Origin of the sequence: Citrobacter freundii complex sp. CFNIH2 (assembly GCF_002880615.1) — a bacterium.
In the GTDB taxonomy this organism is placed as follows: Bacteria; Pseudomonadota; Gammaproteobacteria; order Enterobacterales; family Enterobacteriaceae; genus Citrobacter_A; species Citrobacter_A amalonaticus_F.
The window spans coordinates 1,722,932-1,742,924 of record NZ_CP025757.1; the positions used below are offsets into that span (position 1 = coordinate 1,722,932).

Here is a 19,993-nt window from a genome sequence, read left to right on the forward strand (position 1 = left end):
TGTTCGTCAGTACACAGAGGAAAGGGATCCACAGCGCGACAGGCGCAGGATATCGCCCCCGCCGACCCTGATCCTTTTCTTAAAAAATCAAAAAACAGAATGTTACGCATTACAGCGCCAGGGCCACCCCGCAGGATCACAAGCTATGTTGAATAACACGAGCGCGCTGTCCTGATGAAAAAGAAAGAACTATGGATTAACCAAATCAAAGGGTTATGTATCTGTCTGGTCGTCATCTATCACTCAGTCATCACCTTTTACCCTCATCTGACCCACTTCCAGTTGCCCCTTTCGGCACTGCTATCGAAATGCTGGGTTTACTTTAATCTCTATCTCGCCCCGTTTCGCATGCCGGTATTTTTCTTTATCTCGGGCTTTTTGATTCGCCGCTATATCGACAGCGTGAGCTGGAAAGAGAGCGTTAACAAGCGGATCTGGAGTATTTTCTGGGTGCTGGCGCTATGGGGGGTGGCCCAGTGGCTGGCGCTCAGCGCCCTGAACAACTGGCTGGCGCCGGCACGCGATCTGCATAATGCGTCCAACGCCGCTTACGCCGGTTCCGTTAGCCAGTTCCTTCACGGCATGCTGACTGCCAGCACCAGCCTGTGGTATCTGTATGCGCTCATTGTCTATTTCGTAATCTGTAAAGTGTTCAGCCGCTGGGCCGCGCCACTGTTCGCCCTGTTTGTGGTACTGAGCGTGACGGTCAACTTTATTGCCACCCCGTGGTGGGGAATGAACAGCGTGATCCGCAACCTGCCGTATTACAGCCTCGGCGCCTGGTTTGGCGTCCCGCTAATGGCGTGGATCAAAGAGGTGCCGTTGCGCCGTTATGCGCTGCCCTGCGCGGCTGCCTTCGTGCTGGCTATCGCGGCATGGCTGTTTAACGTCTCATTGCTGCTGTCGTTGGTCTCTATCGTGCTGATCATGAAGCTGTTTTATCAGTACGAGCAGCGCTTCGGCATGCGTGAATCCAGTCTGCTTAACGTGATCGGTTCGAATACTATCGCGATTTATACCACGCATCGCATTCTGGTCGAGGCGTTCAGCCTGCTGCTGATCCCGCAAATCAATGCCGCCGCCTGGTCCCCCGAACTGGAACTAACCCTGTTGCTGGTCTATCCGTTTGCCAGTCTGTTGGTGTGCACGCTGTTGGGCCTTGCCGTACGTAAAGTGTCGCAGGGCCTGTTCGGCGATATCCTCTTCTCTCCCCCTTCTCGCCCGCAAGCCGTTGGTTATTCCCGCTAAACTTTTCGCCCTCCGATGAGGGCGATTCAATTTGCTAATGAGGAGCGATCACGGATAATAAAGGGCATTGCTTATCAGACGACTACCTAAAAGAGATTCTGACAACCGAATGCCTGAACAACAACGTTACACGCTGCCCGTGAAAGCGGGCGACCAGCGCCTGTTGGGTGAACTGACCGGGGCTGCCTGCGCCACGCTGGTGGCGGAAATTGCCGAACGTCATGCCGGTCCCGTCGTGCTCGTGGCGCCCGATATGCAAAACGCGCTGCGCCTGCATGATGAAATCCGTCAGTTTACCGATCAGATGGTCATGAGCCTCGCGGACTGGGAAACCCTGCCCTACGACAGTTTCTCCCCGCATCAGGAAATTATCTCCTCACGTCTCTCCACGCTGTATCAGTTGCCGTCGATGCAGCGCGGCGTGCTGATCCTGCCGGTCAATACCCTGATGCAGCGCGTCTGCCCGCACAGCTATCTGCACGGTCATGCGCTGGTGATGAAAAAAGGCCAGCGTTTATCGCGCGATGCCCTGCGTTTACAGCTCGACAGCGCCGGTTACCGGCATGTTGATCAAGTCATGGAACATGGCGAATACGCCACCCGCGGTGCGCTGCTGGATCTGTATCCTATGGGCAGCGAACAGCCCTATCGCCTGGATTTCTTCGACGATGAAATTGACAGTCTGCGCCTGTTTGACGCGGACACCCAGCGCACGCTGGAAGAAGTCGACGCCATCAACCTGCTGCCCGCCCACGAATTCCCGACCGACAAAACGGCGATCGAACTGTTTCGCAGCCAGTGGCGCGATACCTTCGAGGTGAAGCGCGACGCGGAGCATATCTATCAACAGGTCAGCAAAGGCACCTTGCCGGCGGGGATCGAATACTGGCAGCCGCTGTTTTTCAGCGAGCCGCTGCCGCCGCTGTTTAGTTATTTCCCGGCAAATACGTTGGTGGTCAACACGGGCGATTTAGAAAACAGCGCCGGGCGTTTCCAGGCCGATACGCTGGCGCGTTTCGAAAACCGTGGCGTGGATCCGATGCGTCCGCTGCTGCCGCCGGAATCACTCTGGTTGCGCGTCGATGAGCTCTTCTCTGAACTCAAACGCTGGCCGCGCGTACAGCTCAAAACCGATCACCTCCCCGCCAAAGCGGCAAATACCAACTTAGGTTTCCAGTCGCTGCCGGACCTCGCGGTTCAGGCGCAGCAAAAATCCCCGCTGGATGCGCTGCGCAAATTCCTCGAGTCCTTCAACGGGCCGGTGATTTTCTCGGTTGAGAGTGAAGGCCGCCGTGAATCCCTTGGTGAACTGCTCGCCCGTATCAAAGTCGCGCCGAAGCGCATTATGCGTCTGGATGAAGCGACGGAGGCAGGACGCTACCTGATGATTGGTGCCGCCGAGCACGGGTTTATCGATACGACGCGCAATCTGGCACTCATTTGTGAAAGCGATCTGCTGGGCGAGCGCGTGGCGCGCCGTCGTCAGGATTCGCGCCGCACAATTAACCCGGATACGCTGATCCGCAACCTGGCAGAGTTGCATCCGGGTCAACCGGTGGTGCATCTGGAGCACGGCGTTGGACGCTATGCCGGAATGACCACGCTGGAGGCGGGCGGGATCAAGGGTGAATACCTGATGCTCACCTACGCCAATGACGCCAAACTGTACGTCCCGGTCTCCTCTTTGCATCTGATCAGCCGTTACGCCGGAGGCGCGGAAGAGAACGCGCCGCTGCATAAACTCGGCGGCGATGCCTGGTCACGCGCCCGACAGAAAGCGGCAGAGAAAGTGCGCGACGTGGCGGCCGAACTGCTGGACATCTACGCGCAGCGCGCGGCAAAAGAGGGGTTCGCCTTCAAACACGATCGCGAGCAGTATCAGCTGTTCTGCGACGGTTTCCCCTTTGAAACGACTCCCGACCAGGCGCAGGCGATTAACGCCGTGCTTAGCGACATGTGTCAGCCGCTGGCGATGGACCGGCTGGTGTGTGGTGACGTTGGATTTGGTAAAACCGAAGTGGCGATGCGCGCCGCGTTTCTCGCGGTCGAAAACCACAAGCAGGTGGCGGTGCTGGTGCCGACAACCCTGCTCGCTCAGCAACACTTTGACAATTTCCGCGATCGTTTTGCCAACTGGCCGGTGCGCATCGAAATGCTTTCCCGCTTCCGTAGCGCCAAAGAACAGGCGCAGATCCTGGAACAGGTTGCCGAAGGGAAGATTGATATTCTGATCGGCACGCACAAGCTGCTGCAAAGCGATGTGAAACTGAAAGATCTGGGGCTGTTGATCGTTGATGAAGAGCACCGTTTCGGCGTGCGTCATAAGGAGCGCATCAAAGCGATGCGCGCCGATGTGGACATTCTGACGCTGACCGCTACGCCAATTCCGCGTACGCTGAACATGGCCATGAGCGGCATGCGCGATCTGTCGATTATCGCCACGCCGCCAGCGCGCCGTCTGGCGGTGAAAACGTTTGTTCGCGAGTACGATGCGCTGGTGGTCCGCGAGGCGATTCTGCGTGAAGTGCTGCGCGGCGGGCAGGTCTACTACCTTTATAATGATGTCGAGAACATCCAGAAAGCCGCCGACAGGCTGGCGGAGCTGGTGCCGGAAGCGCGAATTGCCATTGGTCACGGGCAGATGCGCGAACGCGAACTGGAACGCGTGATGAACGACTTCCACCATCAGCGTTTTAACGTACTGGTTTGTACCACCATTATCGAAACCGGGATCGATATCCCGACCGCCAACACGATTATTATCGAGCGTGCGGATCACTTCGGTCTGGCGCAGTTACACCAGTTGCGCGGTCGCGTGGGACGTTCACACCATCAGGCGTATGCCTGGCTGCTGACACCGCATCCCAAAGCAATGACCACCGACGCGCAAAAACGCCTGGAAGCGATTGCCTCGCTGGAAGACCTGGGCGCAGGCTTTGCGCTGGCGACTCACGATCTGGAGATCCGCGGCGCGGGTGAACTGCTCGGGGAAGAACAGAGCGGTTCGATGGAAACCATCGGTTTCTCGCTGTATATGGAGCTGCTGGAAAATGCCGTCGATGCCCTGAAGGCCGGACGCGAGCCGTCGCTGGAAGATCTCACCAGTCAGCAAACCGAAGTCGAACTGCGTATGCCATCGCTGCTGCCGGACGATTTCATCCCGGACGTGAATACCCGCCTGTCGTTCTACAAGCGTATCGCCAGCGCGAAGAGCGAGAATGAACTTGAAGAGATTAAAGTGGAGCTGATCGACCGCTTCGGTCTGCTGCCCGATCCGGCGCGTACCCTGCTGGATATCGCCCGCTTGCGTCAACAGGCGCAGAAGCTGGGTATCCGCAAACTGGAAGGCAACGAGAAAGGCGGCACTATCGAATTTGCCGAGAAGAACCATGTCAACCCAGGCTGGCTGATTGGCCTGTTGCAAAAACAGCCGCAGCACTTCCGTCTTGACGGCCCGACCCGGCTGAAGTTCATCCAGGATCTGACCGAGCGGAAAACGCGGATGGACTGGGTGCGTCAGTTTATGCAACAACTGGAAGAAAACGCTGTAGCATGATTGCGTGGTGCCGGATGGCGGCTTCGCCTTATCCGGCCTATTAATCGATACCTGGCTGTAAGCCTGATACTCGCAGCGCCATCAGGCAAGGTTCCGCGATCTTTACAACTCTTTGCACTTCCCTTGCATTTAAAGACATACCACCCCGCCATAATTATCATTGGACTCCTCTGGCATAATAACCCTTTGATTTGTGATGATAATGAACACTATGCGACTCTCCCGCTGGCTGGCCTTTTTTGCGCTCGCCGCCAGCATTACGCTTGCGCTTCCCGCGCAGGCGAATACCTGGCCTCTTCCTCCGGCTGGCAGCAAACTGATCGGAGAAAATAAGTACCACGTTGTCGAAAATAACGGGGGTTCACTGGAAGCCATCGCGAAAAAATATAATGTCGGTTTTCTCGCGCTGTTGCAGGCGAATCCCGGCGTGGATCCCTACGTTCCCCGCGCGGGCAGCGTGTTAACCATCCCGTTGCAGACGCTGCTACCGGATGCTCCGCGTGAAGGCATTGTCATCAACCTGGCTGAACTGCGTCTCTACTACTACCATCCGGGGAAAAATGCGGTCACCGTCTACCCTATCGGCATTGGCCAACTGGGCGGTGATACCCTGACCCCGACGATGGTCACGACCGTCTCTGATAAGCGCGCCAACCCAACCTGGACGCCGACAGCGAATATCCGTGCCCGTTATAAAGCACAAGGAATTAACCTTCCGGCGGTGGTTCCTGCCGGACCGGATAACCCGATGGGACACCATGCCATTCGCTTAGCGGCGTATGGTGGTGTCTATCTGCTGCACGGTACCAACGCCGATTTCGGTATCGGCATGCGCGTCAGTTCCGGCTGTATCCGCCTGCGTGATGGCGATATTGAGACGCTGTTCAGACAGGTTACACCGGGCACCAAAGTGAATATTATCAATACCCCGATCAAAGCCTCGGTTGAACCGGACGGGACGCGTCTGGTCGAAGTCCACCAGCCACTGTCGAAGAATATTGATGATGACCCGCAGATTCTGCCTATCGTGTTGAACAGCACTCTGCAATCGTTTAAAGCTTCCGCGCAGACGGACGCAGCGGTGATGCAGCATGTGATGGACGTTCGCTCCGGAATGCCGGTCGATGTCAGACGCCATCACGAGGTGGATCAGCAGTCGATGTAACGATTCCGGACATGAAAAAGCCCCGCTGAAATACATTCAGCGGGGCTTTTTTTATGTTGCGTTATTTTGCAGCAGCAGGCATCAATGAGGGGATAATGCTTATTTATAAATGACCGCGGTACCGTGCAGGTTGTTCGGACCCGTCACTGAAGTAATGCGGAACGATTTCGCACCCATAGCATCCGCTTTCTGCGCCAGTTCGTCCTGCAGTGAACTCAGGTTAGTCCCTGCGTTCGCAGAGATGGTGCCGACTTTTTGCTGACCTGCAGGCGTGGACTGAACTTCTACAGCCGCGAAGCTTGCGAATGACAGTGAACTCAGAACAGCAGCAGCGATGAGGGTTTTTACGTTTTTCATAATAGTGACCTTTTGCAGATGATTGGGCGTCGTAAGCATTTACTTAACGATCGATAGGTAAATGATAGATGTGATCCAGGTCACACGTCAACCCATTTTTTATAACGATCGTTATATAAAATCAAAAGCGCTTATCTTTCATACAACTAAGCTGAAAATTTTTTTCTCGCGAATGCGCTGGAGCCTGTGCGGGTTTATTTTTATAATGGTTGTTCACTAAACCCATTAAGGTACGACGGCACCATGACAACTGAATCGACAAGTTGTGTTAAAAAAAGCCGTGGCCGACCAAAAGTGTTCGACAGGGAAGCCGCGCTTGATAAGGCCATGACACTCTTCTGGCAGCACGGTTATGAGGCAACATCGCTTTCTGACCTTGTTGAAGCGACGGGAGCGAAAGCGCCAACGCTGTATGCGGAATTCACCAATAAAGAGGGACTGTTCCGCGCGGTGCTGGACAGATACATCGCCCGCTTCGCGGCAAAACATGAAGCGCAGTTGTTCTGTGAGGAGAAAAGCGTTGAGGCGGCGCTGGAGGACTACTTCACCGCGGTGGCAACCTGTTTCACCAGCAAGGACACCCCCGCTGGCTGCTTTATGATCAACACTTCCGCGACGCTTGCCGCCGCGTCACGCGACATTGCACATACCGTAAAATCGCGTCATGCGATGCAGGAACAGACCCTGACGCAATTTCTGCGTCAGCGGCAGGAGCGCGGCGAGATCCCCGCGCACTGCAATGTGCAAAACCTTGCCGAGTATCTGAGCTGTATTTTGCAGGGCATGTCTATCAGCGCTCGTGAAGGGGCCAGTTTCGACAAGCTGATGCAAATCACTCACACCACCCTGCGTCTGTGGCCTGAATTGCTCAAGGCCTGATCGTTTTCTCTGACCGGGAACCTAGTTTCCCGGTTCTTCTGCACCACAATTCCCGCACAATTATTAATGTTATCATTTAGTTAGATTCAATTTTTTGTAAAAATCTATTGATAATAGCAATTATTATCAGCAATATTCGCATTTGATTTTACATCTATTTCACAATGTAACAGCCGGCTACGACCGGTTAAATCCCTTCACCTGCACAGATATTTTCAGAAAGGAATGCGAATGAATAAGCGTCTTTGGGTCCTCAACCCGATCCTGTTAGCCCTGACTCTGCCCGCTGCGGCGGCGCAGACAGAAGAAGAAAACCTCATCGTCAGCGCCAACCGTAGCCAGAAAACCGTAGCCGAGATGGCACAGACCACCTGGGTGATTGAAGGCCAGGAGATTGAGCAACAGGTTCAGGGCGGCAAAGAGTTCAAAGACGTGCTGGCGCAACTGATTCCGGGCATCGACGTTAGCAGCCAGGGGCGTACCAACTACGGAATGAACATGCGTGGTCGCGCAATTGTCGTGCTGATCGACGGCGTACGCCTTAACTCATCGCGTACCGACAGCCGCCAACTGGATGCGATCGACCCGTTTAACATCGCACATATTGAGGTCATTTCAGGCGCCACGTCGCTGTATGGCGGCGGCAGTACCGGCGGCTTAATTAACATTGTCACCAAAAAGGGTCAGTCAGATCGCCAGGTAGAGCTTGAACTGGGCAGTAAATCCGGCTTTAACAACAGTAACGATCACGACGAGCGCGTTGCCGCGGCAGTCAGCGGTGGAACGGATCGCGCTTCTGGTCGACTGTCCGTCGCTTATCAGCGCTTTGGCGGCTGGTATGACGGTAACGGTGACGCCCTGATGCTCGACAACACGCAAACCGGTCTGCAGCACTCCGATCGTCTGGACGTGATGGGTACCGGCACCCTCGATATTGATGACAACCGCCAGATACAGTTGGTCACCCAGTACTATAAGAGTCAGGGCGATGAAGATTACGGGCTATACCTGGGTGAAAACATGTCCGCCGTTACCGGTAGCGGCACCGCCAGCACCCGCAGCGGGCTTAGTTCAGACCGTATTCCAGGGACGGAACGTCATCTGATCAGCCTGCAATACGCCGACGCGGACTTCTTCGGCCAGAATCTGGTCAGCCAGATCTATTACCGCGATGAGTCGCTGAAGTTCTACCCCTTCCCGACGCTCAGCAAAGGTCAGGTGACCAGCTTCTCGGCTTCGCAGCAGGATACCGACCAGTTCGGCGCCAAAATCACCCTCAACAGCCAGCTGATGGATAACTGGGAGCTGACGTGGGGCGTCGATGCGGATCATGAAACCTTCGACTCCAATCAGAAGTTCTTCGATCTGGCCTGGTCTATGCCGTCAGGCGGGATGGACAATCGCACGGCCTATACGACCGGACGTTATCCCGGCTACAGCATTACCAACTTCGCCCCGTTCCTGCAAAGCAGTTATGACATTAACGACATCTTCACCCTGAGCGGCGGTGTGCGCTATCAGTGGACGGAAAACCGGGTTGATGATTTCGTGGGTTACGCGCAGCAACAGGGGATTGCCAACGGTTTAGCAAGTTCTGCCGATGTCATTCCTGGCGGCAAAACCGATTACGACAACTTCTTGTTCAATGCCGGGCTCCTGGCGCATCTCACCGAACGCCAACAGGCATGGTTTAACTTCTCTCAGGGCGTTGAACTGCCAGATCCCGGAAAATACTACGGCAACGGCACTTACCAGTTGGTGGGCGATCATTACCAGCTCCAGCGCAGCGTGAACGTGGCGGATTCGCGTCTGGAAGGGATCAAGGTCAATTCCTATGAGCTGGGCTGGCGCTATACCGGCGATAATCTGCGTACCCAGCTGGCGGCGTACTATTCGACGTCCGATAAGTCGATTGTGATTAACCGCAGCGATATGACGATCCGTGTGGAACCTGACGATCGCCGGATTTATGGCGTGGAAGGCGCGGCGGACTACTTCATTCCTGACAGCGACTGGAGTCTGGGTGCGAACTTTAACGTTCTGAAATCCGAAGTAAAACAGAACGGGAAATGGGAAAAATGGGACGTGACGCTGGCATCGCCGTCCAAAGCCACCGCCTGGGTCGGCTGGGCGCCCGAGCCGTGGTCGCTGCGGGTTCAGACCCAACAATCGTTTGATCTCACCGATGCCAGCGGCAACAAGCTGGATGGCTATAACACCGTGGACTTTATCGGCAGCTATCAACTCCCGCTGGGTAAACTGACCTTTAGCATTGAAAACCTGCTGGATGAAGATTACACCACCCTGTGGGGACAGCGCGCGCCGTTGCTGTACAGCCCAACCTATGGCAGCCCGTCGCTGTACGAATATAAGGGTCGGGGTCGTACCTTTGGTCTGAACTACGCCTTAACCTTCTGATAAAAAAAGCCCCTCAGCCTGAGCGAATGAGGGGCTAACTTGCAGAGTACCGCTTTTTTTACGCTTTGTTATTCAGAATCAACTGGCCGTTGTTATCCAGCGGGATCTGCGTGCCAGGATCTTTATCCATGCGAATCTTGCCCTGCTGGTCACCAATCTTATAGGTGACGTCGTAACCGAGCATTTTTTCCGATTTGTCATAGACGGTTTTGCAGCGCTGCTGCGTGGAGGTATAGGTGTCGTTTTCCTGCATTGAGCCCTGGATCTGGTTACCGGCGTAACCGCCACCCAACGCCCCGACCACCGTTGCCACATCCTTACCTCGTCCGCCGCCGAACTGATGACCAATCACGCCACCGGCAACCGCGCCCAGCACCGAACCGGTAATGCGGTTCTCATCCTGGACGGGCTTGCGATGCGTCACCGTCACGTTGCGACACTCCTGCCGCGGCGTCTTAATCGTCTCTTTGATAGGTGTTGCAGACACCACCTGAGCATACTGTGGGCCACGATCAAACACGTTCAGACTGGCAACCGCCGCCACACCCAGCGCAGCAGCTACGCCAATCCCTATACCCGCCAACATCGATTTATTCACGGGAGATCCTCCTTCTTTGCTATTGGTTACAATTTTGCAACCAATGCAATAAGAAGCCCATCAGACTGCGGATGAAAATATCGTTGGCCGCCGTTAAAACAGGATGATTCAGAGAACTCTGAAGGAAGAGGCCGAGCGGAGAAGGCGCTCAGCACCGCCAACGGGCGATGCTGAGTCAGGCGGGATTAATGCAGTTTCAGACGCGGGCGGATCACGCGGTTAATGCTGCCCACCAGCATCATCAGACCGGTTTTAAAATAGCCGTGCAGTGCGATCTGGTGCATACGGTACAGTGAGATGTAGACGAAACGAGCGATACGCCCTTCCACCATCATCGACCCTTTGGTCAGATTGCCCATCAGGCTACCGACGGTCGAGAAGTTGGAGAGCGACACCAGCGAGCCGTGGTCTTTGTACTGATACGCTTTCAGCGGCTTACCGTTCATCTGCGCCAGAATGTTGTTCATCGCACAGGTTGCCATCTGATGCGCAGCCTGAGCACGCGGCGGCACAAAGCCTCCTTCCGGACGCGCACAGGAGGCACAGTCGCCAATCGCGTACACATCAGGATCGCGGGTGGTTTGCAGCGTCGGTTCGACCACCAGTTGATTAATCCGGTTGGTCTCCAGGCCGCCAATCTCTTTCATAAAGTCCGGCGCTTTGATCCCCGCCGCCCAGACCATCAGATCGGCTTCAATATATTCACCGTCTTTGGTATGCAGGCCGCCCGCATCCGCGCTGGTCACCATCGTCTGGGTCAGTACGCGAACGCCGAGTTTCGTTAATTCGTTATGCGCCGCGGAAGAAATACGCGGCGGCAGTGCAGGCAGAATACGTTCACCGGCTTCCACCAGCGTCACGTTCAGCGCGTCGTTGGTCAGCCCTTTGTAGCCGTAGCTGTGCAACTGTTTCACTGCGTTATGCAGTTCCGCAGACAGTTCTACGCCCGTCGCGCCGCCACCGACAATCGCAATATTCACCTTACCGTTCGCGCCCAGATTGGCGGAATACTTCAGGAACAGGTTCAGCATTTCCTGATGGAAACGACGCGCCTGATGCGGGTTATCAAGGAAGATACAGTGATCTTTCACACCCGGCGTGTTGAAGTCATTGGAGGTACTCCCCAGCGCCATCACCAGCGTGTCATAGGCAATTTTACGCTCAGGCACCAACAGCTCGCCCTTCTCATCGCGCAGTTCCGCGATGGTGATGGTTTTCGCTTCGCGATCGATGTTCATCACTGAGCCCAACTGGAACTGGAAGCCGTGGTTACGGGCATGCGCCAGATAGCTCAGAGCGTCCACGCCTTCATCCAGCGAACCGGTCGCCACTTCGTGCAGCAAGGGTTTCCACAGGTGGCTGTGGTTTCTGTCAACCAGCGTAATTTTCGCTTTTTTCTTGCGACCCAGCTTGTGCCCCAACTGCGTCGCCATTTCCAGCCCGCCAGCTCCCCCGCCGACAATCACGATCTTTTTCAATGGTGTAGTCAACGTGACCCCCTTAAAATGATTAACCAATTGTTAATTAAACGTTATAAACATAGCCTTTAATTAACAACAAGTTACGACAATGAAAATGTCCTTCGAGAGTGAGAATAACACATGCGGTGCATTGGTCATACCAAAATTGATGTGCATCAAGTTTTGCTGCTGAAAAGATAGACAACGCCGGGAAAACAGGCAAAAAAAACCAGCCCGAAGGCTGGTTTGATTCGACAATTCCGACAGACAAGGAGGTCACCCCAGGGTCTTAAACGCCTTGATGCGCTGCAAATGCGGCGAAATGTTCTTAAATTTATGTGTCTGCTCTTCGTCCCACACGATCTCATAGAAATGGTGGAGCTCTTCTGACGCTCGCTGACTGTTCAGGGCTTCGTCATGACGCGAGAGAATAACCAGGCAACGATCGCGATTCTTCTCGCGGAAGTTGGTCACGCACTTGGTGGCGATATCGGCATACTCTTCCGGACGATCGATCTTGCCTTCCATGTTTTCATACGGGAACAGGTTCGGATTAAACACCACCTGGCGAACATCGCAGAGAAAACCAATGCGTTCTGCCCAGTAGCCACCGAGGCCAACGCCGCAAATCAACGGTCGCTCATCAACATTAAGCTGCAACATTTTGTCCACTTCTTTCAGCAGATGCTGCATGTCATGTTTCGGATGACGCGTGCTGTAGCTTATCAGTCTGACGTCCGGGTCGATAAACTGCAGCTGCAAGACTTTTTCGTGGTTTCCCGGACTGTTAGAGTCGAAACCGTGTAAATAGATAATCATCGCATCCTCACCAAACGTGCGTTAATGACCTGCTTTCTCTTCCTGCCAGCGTTCATGTAACTGGTTGAGCTGCGCGCTGACGGTTTTCCAGCGTGCCGAGTCCATCAGTTCCTGACGCGAAAATGAACCTTTATGATACAAACGTGTAACACGCTCTGCATTGATCGGCGACAGATTATCTAACACACTGACCGCCCCTTTACGATTATTGCAGACCAGAATCATATCACAACCCGCATCCAGCGATGCCTGCCCACGCTCAGCATAGCTGCCCATAATCGCCGCCCCTTCCATCGACAGGTCATCAGAGAAAATGACGCCGTCAAAACCTAACTCCTGGCGCAGAACCGTTTTCAGCCAGTGCGGAGAACCGCTCGCCGGGCGTGGATCGACAGCGCTGTAAATGACGTGCGCCGGCATGATGGCGTCCAGCTTATTTTCGCTAATCAGCGTGCGGAACACGGACATATCTTTCGCGCGAATTTCCGCTTCAGGACGCGGATCGGTCGGCGTCTCCTTATGCGAATCGGCGGTCACCGCACCGTGTCCCGGGAAATGTTTGCCAGTGGTTTTCATTCCTGCCGCGTGCATACCGTCAATAAAACGGGTCGCCATCGCCAGCGCGTTGAGCGGGTCGGCATGATAGGAACGTTCGCCAATCGCCGCGCTGATATGCCCGACATCCAGCACCGGCGCAAAGCTGATATCAATGTCCATCGCAATCATTTCGCTGGCCATCAACCATCCGGCTTCTTCCGCCAGTTTACCGCCCGCTTCCAGCCCGAGCAGCGCGGCAAAAGACTGCGCGGCGGGCAGTCGGGTAAATCCTTCGCGGAAACGCTGTACGCGCCCGCCTTCCTGATCGACGGCCACCACCAGATGGTTGCGCGATGCCGCGCGGATCTGGCGCACCAGTTCACGTAACTGTTCCGGGTCGTGGTAATTGCGCGTGAACAGAATCAAACCGCCCACCAGCGGATGGGCCAGAATGTCCCGCTCTTCTGCATCCAGTTCAAACCCTTCGACATCCAACATTACTGGACCCACACTGCTCTCCTTAATCCTTCGTTGCCAGCTGCCGCCAGGTTGCATCGGCCAGACTGATAAATTGTCGTTCGCCGGTCTGTTGCCAGCGGTATTCAAACCAACCGGCCTTCAGCATCAGTATCCACGGATACCAGCGTCTGACCTGTTGCCATAATTTTTGCCCGTCCATGCGCGCGCTAACCGCATACGCTTCGACCAGTCGTCGGTGTTGCTCCACATCGTCCACCCACACCGCCGCCAGTTCAAGGGCGATATCGCCGTCTCCGGCATATTCCCAGTCAATCAGCCGTAGCCCTGTCGGACCATGAACGATGTTGGCGGCGTGGACGTCCATATGCAGCGGCGCGAGGCGTAGCGGACGAGGTTCCCCGCGCTTGCGCAGGCGTTTCAACCCTCTCAACCAGTGCGGTGTTCGCCGCGCCGGATCGCTCCCCTGCCAGTATTGTTCCAGCAGCGGTAGCAAATAAATACGCCAGCCAAAGCAGGGCTGCTGATGAAGATAATACAGTAAGCCCGCCAGTTCGTCGGCCCCCGGCAGTCCGGATTTTATCTCGCCCGGAACATAGTCCACCGCCATCCAGCCGGCCAGGTAAAAACGCGGCTTCGGCGCAAGGCGTTCAGGCAGCCGCGATAAAGCATGATATTGGCGTAAAAAATGCGCTTGCGGCGCATCGGGATCGTGATGGCGGCGAAGAACCAGCCGCTGGGTTGGACTTTCAATAATCACGCTCCCGCCGCTCAGGCCACTCTGACCTTCGGCGACGGGACGATAGTGCGGAAAGTAGCGCGACAACACCGCGTCGCGCTCTGGGATATTATTGCTGCTGAACGGCACCTTTACCTGACCAGATTATCTCGCCAGTTTGTACCAGCATTAATTGCATTTGCAGTGATGGCGCGTTGACGTTACCCGAGGCACTGGAATACAGCACATAGTGCGCGCCGACGTTACGGGCAATACCAATCGCTTTGCTACGCGTTCCCAGACTGTCCTGCGGCGACAGCCCTAACTGCTGTTTTGCCATCGACAACTGTTGCGCAGAGACCAGGGTAAATTTGCCATTGTTCGCCAGCGCATTGCGCAGCGTTTCCGTGGCTTCACTCGCGTTCAGCGAACCGTTAGTGCGGTTATTGACGCTATCGACCAGCAGTACACTCCCCGCTGTAACGCCGTCGGCCTGCAACATTTTGCCCACCATCGGCTGCATCGCGCTATTCCAGTCGTAATGACGTACGCGCGGCGCCGGCGCCGCAGTCTGATCTTCATGTTCAATAGGCCCCGGCTGTCCCGGGATCGCAGGCACCGAAGGAACCCCTGGTGCAGGTTCTTGCGGCTGCGCGGGCTGTTCCGGCGTGGGTTTCACCTCATCAACCGGTGCAGGTTCACGTTGCACCACACAACCGGACAGGAACATCGCCAGCGCGGCTATCAATGCGTAGCGACTCATTTTTGTCTTCAAGATTCACCCCTTACAAATAAAGATAAAGTCTGACTTTGTGCGCCCCCAGATAATTGGCGCTGCCATACAGCGTGACCGACGAATGCGCCGGGATCGTCACGCTGCGTGGCGCTTCCAGGGGATGCATTTCTAATCCCCTGGCGTCATACCAGTAAAAGCGATAATGGACGGTAACGGGTTCTTGCCTTTCGTTATACAGCGTTGAGGATGCAGAGGGCTGAATATCAGACGTGGTCAACGTCGGCTCTTGCGCGGTGATCCCCGCCGCCAGCAGCGTCGATTCCATCACCAGCGACTGTTCATCGCTTACCGGGATCTCAGGATGAGAACGGCATCCGGCAAGGAAGAGCAGACCCAGTGAAAGCGCAATGCATCCTCTGGTCATCATGACAGCCCTTTGTGCGCGAGCATAGGACCGAGCGCGCGACCGCCCAGCAGATGCATATGGATGTGATACACCTCCTGGCCGCCATGACGATTGGTATTCATGATCAGGCGGTAGCCATCTTCGGCAATGCCTTCCTGCTCGGCAATTTTTGCCGCAACGGTAATCATCCGTCCCAGCGCCTGTTCATGCTCTGCGCTGACGTCATTGACCGTCGGGATCAGAACGTTGGGAATGATCAGGATGTGTGTAGGCGCCTGGGGTGAAATATCCCGGAATGCCGTCACCAGGTCATCCTGATAAACGATATCGGAAGGGATTTCACGACGAATAATCTTGCTGAATATAGTCTCTTCTGCCACGACGTTTTCCTTTTCTAAAAATTGCCATGCGTGATGTCATGCTACGCTGAGCCACATTGCGAGTATAGAGTATGATCGACTTAAACCTGCTCTTTCAACCTTAACCCACGATTTCTTAAGCAAAAAACCATCACGGTGGCGCACTTATAACCATTTATCCCCTCTCCTGTGCCAAAAAGTAATGAAACAAGATTTCAGAAAGCAAGTTACATCTGTTTACAGAGTGAATATGAATGCGTATATTTCGCATTTGCATTTTCATGCGCATTAAATGGTTAGAAAAATAAAAAGGGGCTCATCGCCACCTTACACGGCCTGAGCCAGGATTCGTTCACTATTAAGGGCTTTCTGATGTCTTTCACAACACACAACAGGGATGAACAACGCCAGGCTGGCGCAACACCATCGTTGCTGGCGGCCTGCATCGCGATGGCATTGATGCCATCCATGAGTTTCGCGGCGACCACACCGGAAGAGACCGTCATTGTTGACGGTTCTGCGCCAGCAACCTCAGCGGACAGCGACGAGCAGGATTACAGCGTCAAATCCACCACCGCCGGAACCAAAATGATGATGACCCAGCGCGATATTCCGCAGTCGGTCAGCATCGTCAGCGAACAACGCATGGAAGATCAGCAGTTGCAAACGCTGGGCGACGTGATGGACAGCACGCTGGGGATCAGCAAAAGCCAGGCGGATTCTGACCGCGTCAGCTACTTCTCCCGTGGTTTCCAGATTGATAACTATATGGTTGATGGTATTCCGACCTATTTTGAATCCCGCTGGAATCTGGGGGATGCCCTCACCGATATGGCGCTCTATGAGCGCGTGGAAGTGGTACGCGGCGCTAACGGCCTGATGACCGGCACCGGCAACCCGTCGGCCTCCATCAACATGATCCGCAAGCACGCCACCAGTCGTGAGTTCAAAGGCAACGTGTCGGCGGAATATGGCAGCTGGAATAAACAGCGCTACGTGATGGATCTGCAAAGCCCGCTCACCGATGACGGTAACGTACGCGGCCGCATAGTGGCGGGTTATCAGGACAACGACTCCTGGCTCGATCGCTATCACAACGAGAAAAACTTCTTCTCAGGCATCATTGATGCTGACCTGGGAGAAACCACCAGCCTTGCCGCCGGGTATGAGTACCAGAAAATCAGAGTGGACAGCCCAACCTGGGGTGGTCTGCCGCGCTGGAATACCGACGGCAGCAAAAACAGTTATGATCGTGCCCGCAGTACTGCGCCTGACTGGGCGTATAACGATAAAGAGATCAACAAAGTCTTTGTCACACTCAAGCAGCGTTTTGCCGACACCTGGCAGGCGACGATGAATGCGACCCACTCGGAGATCAAATTCGACAGTAAAACGATGTATGTCGATGCGTATGTGAATAAGGCTGATGGCATGCTGGTCGGCCCTTACAGTAGCTATGGACCGGGTTATGACTACGTTGGCGGTACAGGCTGGAACAGCGGTAAACGTAAAATGGATGCGCTGGATCTCTTTGCCGACGGCGGTTACGATCTGTTCGGTCGCCAACACAACCTGATGTTTGGCGGCAGTTACAGCAAACAGAACAACCGCTATTACAGCTCCTGGGCTAACGTCTTCCCGGATGAGATCGGCAGTTTCAACAACTTCAATGGCAACTTCCCGCAAACCGACTGGGCACCGCAGTCGCTGGCCCAGGACGACACCACGCACATGAAGTCGTTGTACGCCGCAACGCGCGTTTCACTGGCTGACCCGCTGCACCTGATCCTCGGCGCGCGCTACACCAACTGGCGTGTCGATACTCTGAGCTACAGTATGGAGAAAAACCACACTACGCCCTATGCCGGCCTGGTTTTTGACATCAATGACAACTGGTCAACTTACGCCAGCTACACGTCCATCTTCCAGCCGCAGAACAAGCGCGATATGAGTGGGAAATACCTCACGCCGGTTACCGGGAATAACTATGAGGTGGGCCTGAAATCTGACTGGATGAACAGCCGACTGACCACCACCCTCGCCGTGTTCCGCATTGAACAGGATAACGTTGCCCAGTCGACAGGTGCGCCAATTCCGGGTACCAATGGCGATATCGCGTATAAAACGGCGAACGGTACCGTCAGTAAAGGGGTTGAATTCGAAGTTAACGGCGCGATTACCGATAACTGGCAGATGACCTTTGGCGCAACGCGTTACGTCGCAGAAGACAATGAAGGCAACGCCGTCAATCCGAATCTGCCGCGTACCAGCGTCAAGCTGTTCACCAGCTACCGCCTGCCGGTATTGCCTGACCTGACCGTGGGCGGTGGCGTGAACTGGCAGAACCGCGTGTACACCGATACCGCGACGCCGTACGGCACCTTCCGTGCAGAGCAAGGCAGTTACGCGCTGGTGGATCTGTTCACCCGCTACCAGGTGACCAAGAACTTCTCCGTGCAGGGTAACGTCAATAACCTGTTCGATAAAACCTATGACACCAACGTTGAAGGGTCGATTGTTTATGGCGAGCCACGCAATGTGAGCATCACCGCAAACTATCAGTTCTGATCGTAGCCCGTAAAAAAGGCAGCCATTCGGCTGCCTTAGTTCTCCCCAACTTCTTAGGTCTTAGCTGTTACGGATGTATTCATCCATCTCAGTTTTCAGGTTATCGGATTTCGTACCGAAGATAGCCTGAACACCGGAGCCTGCGACCACCACACCTGCGGCACCCAGTTTCTTCAGGCCAGCCTGATCCACTTTCGCCACGTCAGCCACGCTGACACGCAGACGGGTAATGCACGCATCCAGGTTAGTGATGTTTTCTTTACCGCCAAACGCCGCAATCAGCGCAGGAGCCATTTCACTGGTCGCGCCCGCTTTCGCGTCATCGGTATTATCTTCACGACCCGGGGTCTTCAGATCCAGCGCTTTAATCAGCACGCGGAAGATGGTGTAGTAAACAATCGCGTAGCCCGCACCAACAATCGGGAACAGCCACAGCTTGCTGCTGTTACCGGACAGCACGATAAAGTCGATCAGACCGTGTGAGAACGACGTACCGTCACGCATACCCAGCAGGATACAGATTGGGAACGCCAGACCCGCCAGAATCGCGTGGATAACGTACAGGATCGGCGCAACGAACATGAAGGAGAACTCGATCGGCTCGGTGATACCGGTCAGGAACGAGGTCAACGCCGCGGAGATCATGATGCCGCCCACTTTGGCGCGGTTTTCAGGTTTCGCTGAGTGCCAGATGGCAATCGCAGCTGCTGGCAGACCATACATTTTGAACAGGAAGCCGCCAGACAACATGCCCGCCGTCGGGTCACCCGCCATGTAGCGAGGGATATCGCCGTGGAAGACCTGACCTGCCGCGTTGGTGTATTCGCCGATCTGCATCTGGAAAGGAACGTTCCAGATATGATGCAAACCAAACGGGACCAGGCAGCGTTCAATGAAGCCGTAGATACCGAACGCCACGACCGGGTTCTGGTATGCAGCCCACTGAGAGAATGTCTGGATAGCCGTACCGATTGGCGGCCAAATAAAGGACAGAATCACACCGGTAAAGATCGCCGCCAGACCAGAAATGATCGGCACGAAACGCTTACCAGCAAAGAAGCCCAGATACTCAGGCAGCTTGATACGGTAGAAGCGGTTAAACATGTACGCTGCAATCGCACCGGAGATAATCCCCCCGAGTACACCCGTGTCCGCAAGGTGTTTTGCTGCGATTTCTTCAGCAGGTAAATGCAGAACCAGCGGCGCGACCACGGCCATGGTTTTCACCATGATGCCATAGGCAACTACCGCAGCCAGAGCCGAAACGCCATCGTTGTTGGTAAAGCCAAGCGCGACACCGATAGCGAAAATCAGCGGCATGTTTGCAAAAACAGAACCGCCGGCTTCTGCCATCACGTGCGATACAACGGCTGGCAGCCAGCTGAAGTTTGCGGAACCGACGCCCAGCAGGATACCTGCGATAGGCAATACGGATACCGGCAGCATCAGCGATTTACCGACCTTTTGCAGGTTAGCAAATGCATTCTTAAACATAATTGAGAGTGCTCCTGAGTATTTGTGCTTTCTACGTTCACACGCATTGGCGAGGGGGGAGAACCCCGCCGTGGACAGGGCATCTAAGTGCCCTTTATTTATTACACAGAGTAAAATAAATCGGCGAAATATAGTTTGACGGCTATCACGTTTCAACTCTGGACAGCGCGTTAAGTTGCACATTTTGACAAAAAAGGT

General features: G+C 54.9%; 16 protein-coding genes. 6 read left to right on the forward strand and 10 right to left on the reverse strand.

All coding sequences use genetic code 11. The features are described from left to right. Positions 1 to 174: 174 nt before the first annotated feature. The 3 genes from WM46_RS08560 to WM46_RS08570 all read left to right on the forward strand — a co-directional run bounded on the left by WM46_RS08560 (position 175) and on the right by WM46_RS08570 (position 5,969). Complete coding sequence (locus tag WM46_RS08560) at positions 175 to 1,248, forward strand: acyltransferase family protein (protein WP_102602010.1); 1,074 nt, start codon at positions 175 to 177, stop codon at positions 1,246 to 1,248. A 109-nt stretch (positions 1,249 to 1,357) separates the two neighbouring features. Then, entirely contained in the window at positions 1,358 to 4,804 is a 3,447-nt protein-coding gene (gene mfd, locus WM46_RS08565) for a transcription-repair coupling factor (protein ID WP_102602011.1), read from the forward strand. Positions 4,805 to 5,003: 199 nt separating this feature from the next. Then, positions 5,004 to 5,969 (forward strand): L,D-transpeptidase family protein, encoded by a 966-nt coding sequence (locus tag WM46_RS08570; RefSeq protein WP_102603804.1) that lies wholly within the window; start codon positions 5,004 to 5,006, stop codon positions 5,967 to 5,969. 99 nt (positions 5,970 to 6,068) lie between these two features. Here WM46_RS08570 and bhsA read toward each other — a convergent pair whose 3' ends face one another. Beyond that, entirely contained in the window at positions 6,069 to 6,326 is a 258-nt protein-coding gene (gene bhsA, locus WM46_RS08575) for a multiple stress resistance protein BhsA (protein WP_043001950.1), read from the reverse strand. A gap of 243 nt (positions 6,327 to 6,569) precedes the next feature. Between bhsA and comR the strand changes: the two genes are divergently transcribed. Both comR and WM46_RS08585 read left to right on the forward strand, forming a co-directional pair. Then, positions 6,570 to 7,205: a TetR family copper-responsive transcriptional repressor ComR gene (gene comR / locus WM46_RS08580; RefSeq protein WP_061077194.1), complete on the forward strand. Its 636-nt coding sequence runs from the start codon at positions 6,570 to 6,572 to the stop codon at positions 7,203 to 7,205. A 231-nt stretch (positions 7,206 to 7,436) separates the two neighbouring features. Next, entirely contained in the window at positions 7,437 to 9,623 is a 2,187-nt protein-coding gene (locus tag WM46_RS08585; protein ID WP_102602012.1) for a TonB-dependent siderophore receptor, read from the forward strand. Positions 9,624 to 9,681: 58 nt separating this feature from the next. Here WM46_RS08585 and WM46_RS08590 read toward each other — a convergent pair whose 3' ends face one another. The 8 genes from WM46_RS08590 to hinT form a co-directional block, all read right to left on the reverse strand. Beyond that, complete coding sequence (locus WM46_RS08590) at positions 9,682 to 10,221, reverse strand: glycine zipper 2TM domain-containing protein (RefSeq protein WP_061077192.1); 540 nt, start codon at positions 10,219 to 10,221, stop codon at positions 9,682 to 9,684. Between the two features lie 185 nt (positions 10,222 to 10,406). After that, positions 10,407 to 11,711: an NADH-quinone dehydrogenase gene (gene ndh / locus WM46_RS08595; protein WP_061077191.1), complete on the reverse strand. Its 1,305-nt coding sequence runs from the start codon at positions 11,709 to 11,711 to the stop codon at positions 10,407 to 10,409. Positions 11,712 to 11,957: 246 nt separating this feature from the next. Further along, positions 11,958 to 12,500, reverse strand: coding sequence for an alpha/beta hydrolase YcfP (gene ycfP / locus WM46_RS08605; protein WP_042319601.1), 543 nt, complete (start codon positions 12,498 to 12,500; stop codon positions 11,958 to 11,960). Between the two features lie 21 nt (positions 12,501 to 12,521). Then, positions 12,522 to 13,547, reverse strand: coding sequence for a beta-N-acetylhexosaminidase (nagZ, locus tag WM46_RS08610; protein WP_061077190.1), 1,026 nt, complete (start codon positions 13,545 to 13,547; stop codon positions 12,522 to 12,524). Positions 13,548 to 13,557: 10 nt separating this feature from the next. Beyond that, entirely contained in the window at positions 13,558 to 14,382 is an 825-nt protein-coding gene (gene thiK, locus WM46_RS08615) for a thiamine kinase (RefSeq protein WP_102602014.1), read from the reverse strand. Further along, a complete protein-coding gene (lpoB, locus tag WM46_RS08620) occupies positions 14,363 to 14,995 on the reverse strand; it encodes a penicillin-binding protein activator LpoB (protein WP_102602015.1) in 633 nt (210 codons plus the stop codon). Before lpoB ends, thiK begins: the two co-directional genes overlap by 20 nt. Positions 14,996 to 15,017: 22 nt before the next feature. Then, entirely contained in the window at positions 15,018 to 15,392 is a 375-nt protein-coding gene (locus WM46_RS08625) for a YcfL family protein (protein WP_102602016.1), read from the reverse strand. Beyond that, positions 15,392 to 15,754, reverse strand: a complete 363-nt coding sequence (hinT, locus tag WM46_RS08630) for a purine nucleoside phosphoramidase (protein WP_043000975.1) — start codon at positions 15,752 to 15,754, stop codon at positions 15,392 to 15,394. The genes WM46_RS08625 and hinT overlap by 1 nt, the downstream gene beginning before the upstream one ends. A gap of 351 nt (positions 15,755 to 16,105) precedes the next feature. On the opposite strand from hinT, the gene fhuE reads away from it, so the two are divergent. After that, the gene (gene fhuE, locus WM46_RS08635) at positions 16,106 to 18,301 is read left to right on the forward strand and encodes a ferric-rhodotorulic acid/ferric-coprogen receptor FhuE (RefSeq protein ID WP_102602017.1); all 2,196 of its coding nucleotides are present in this window, start codon (positions 16,106 to 16,108) and stop codon (positions 18,299 to 18,301) included. 60 nt (positions 18,302 to 18,361) lie between these two features. Here the strand turns inward: fhuE and ptsG are convergent, their stop codons facing one another. After that, on the reverse strand, positions 18,362 to 19,795 hold the full coding sequence (ptsG, locus tag WM46_RS08640) for a PTS glucose transporter subunit IIBC (RefSeq protein WP_061077187.1): 1,434 nt from the start codon (positions 19,793 to 19,795) through the stop codon (positions 18,362 to 18,364). Between the last annotated feature and the right edge of the window lie 198 nt (positions 19,796 to 19,993).

Bases quoted from the DNA above. Each gene is read 5' to 3' on its own strand.
- WM46_RS08560 (WP_102602010.1), top strand. From the start codon at position 175: ATGAAAAAGAAAGAACTATGGATTAACCAAATCAAAGGGTTATGTATC.
- mfd (WP_102602011.1), top strand. From the start codon at position 1,358: ATGCCTGAACAACAACGTTACACGCTGCCCGTGAAAGCGGGCGACCAG.
- bhsA (WP_043001950.1), bottom strand. From the start codon at position 6,326: ATGAAAAACGTAAAAACCCTCATCGCTGCTGCTGTTCTGAGTTCACTG.
- comR (WP_061077194.1), top strand. From the start codon at position 6,570: ATGACAACTGAATCGACAAGTTGTGTTAAAAAAAGCCGTGGCCGACCA.
- WM46_RS08585 (WP_102602012.1), top strand. From the start codon at position 7,437: ATGAATAAGCGTCTTTGGGTCCTCAACCCGATCCTGTTAGCCCTGACT.
- ycfP (WP_042319601.1), bottom strand. From the start codon at position 12,500: ATGATTATCTATTTACACGGTTTCGACTCTAACAGTCCGGGAAACCAC.
- lpoB (WP_102602015.1), bottom strand. From the start codon at position 14,995: ATGAGTCGCTACGCATTGATAGCCGCGCTGGCGATGTTCCTGTCCGGT.
- WM46_RS08625 (WP_102602016.1), bottom strand. From the start codon at position 15,392: ATGACCAGAGGATGCATTGCGCTTTCACTGGGTCTGCTCTTCCTTGCC.
- fhuE (WP_102602017.1), top strand. From the start codon at position 16,106: ATGTCTTTCACAACACACAACAGGGATGAACAACGCCAGGCTGGCGCA.
- ptsG (WP_061077187.1), bottom strand. From the start codon at position 19,795: ATGTTTAAGAATGCATTTGCTAACCTGCAAAAGGTCGGTAAATCGCTG.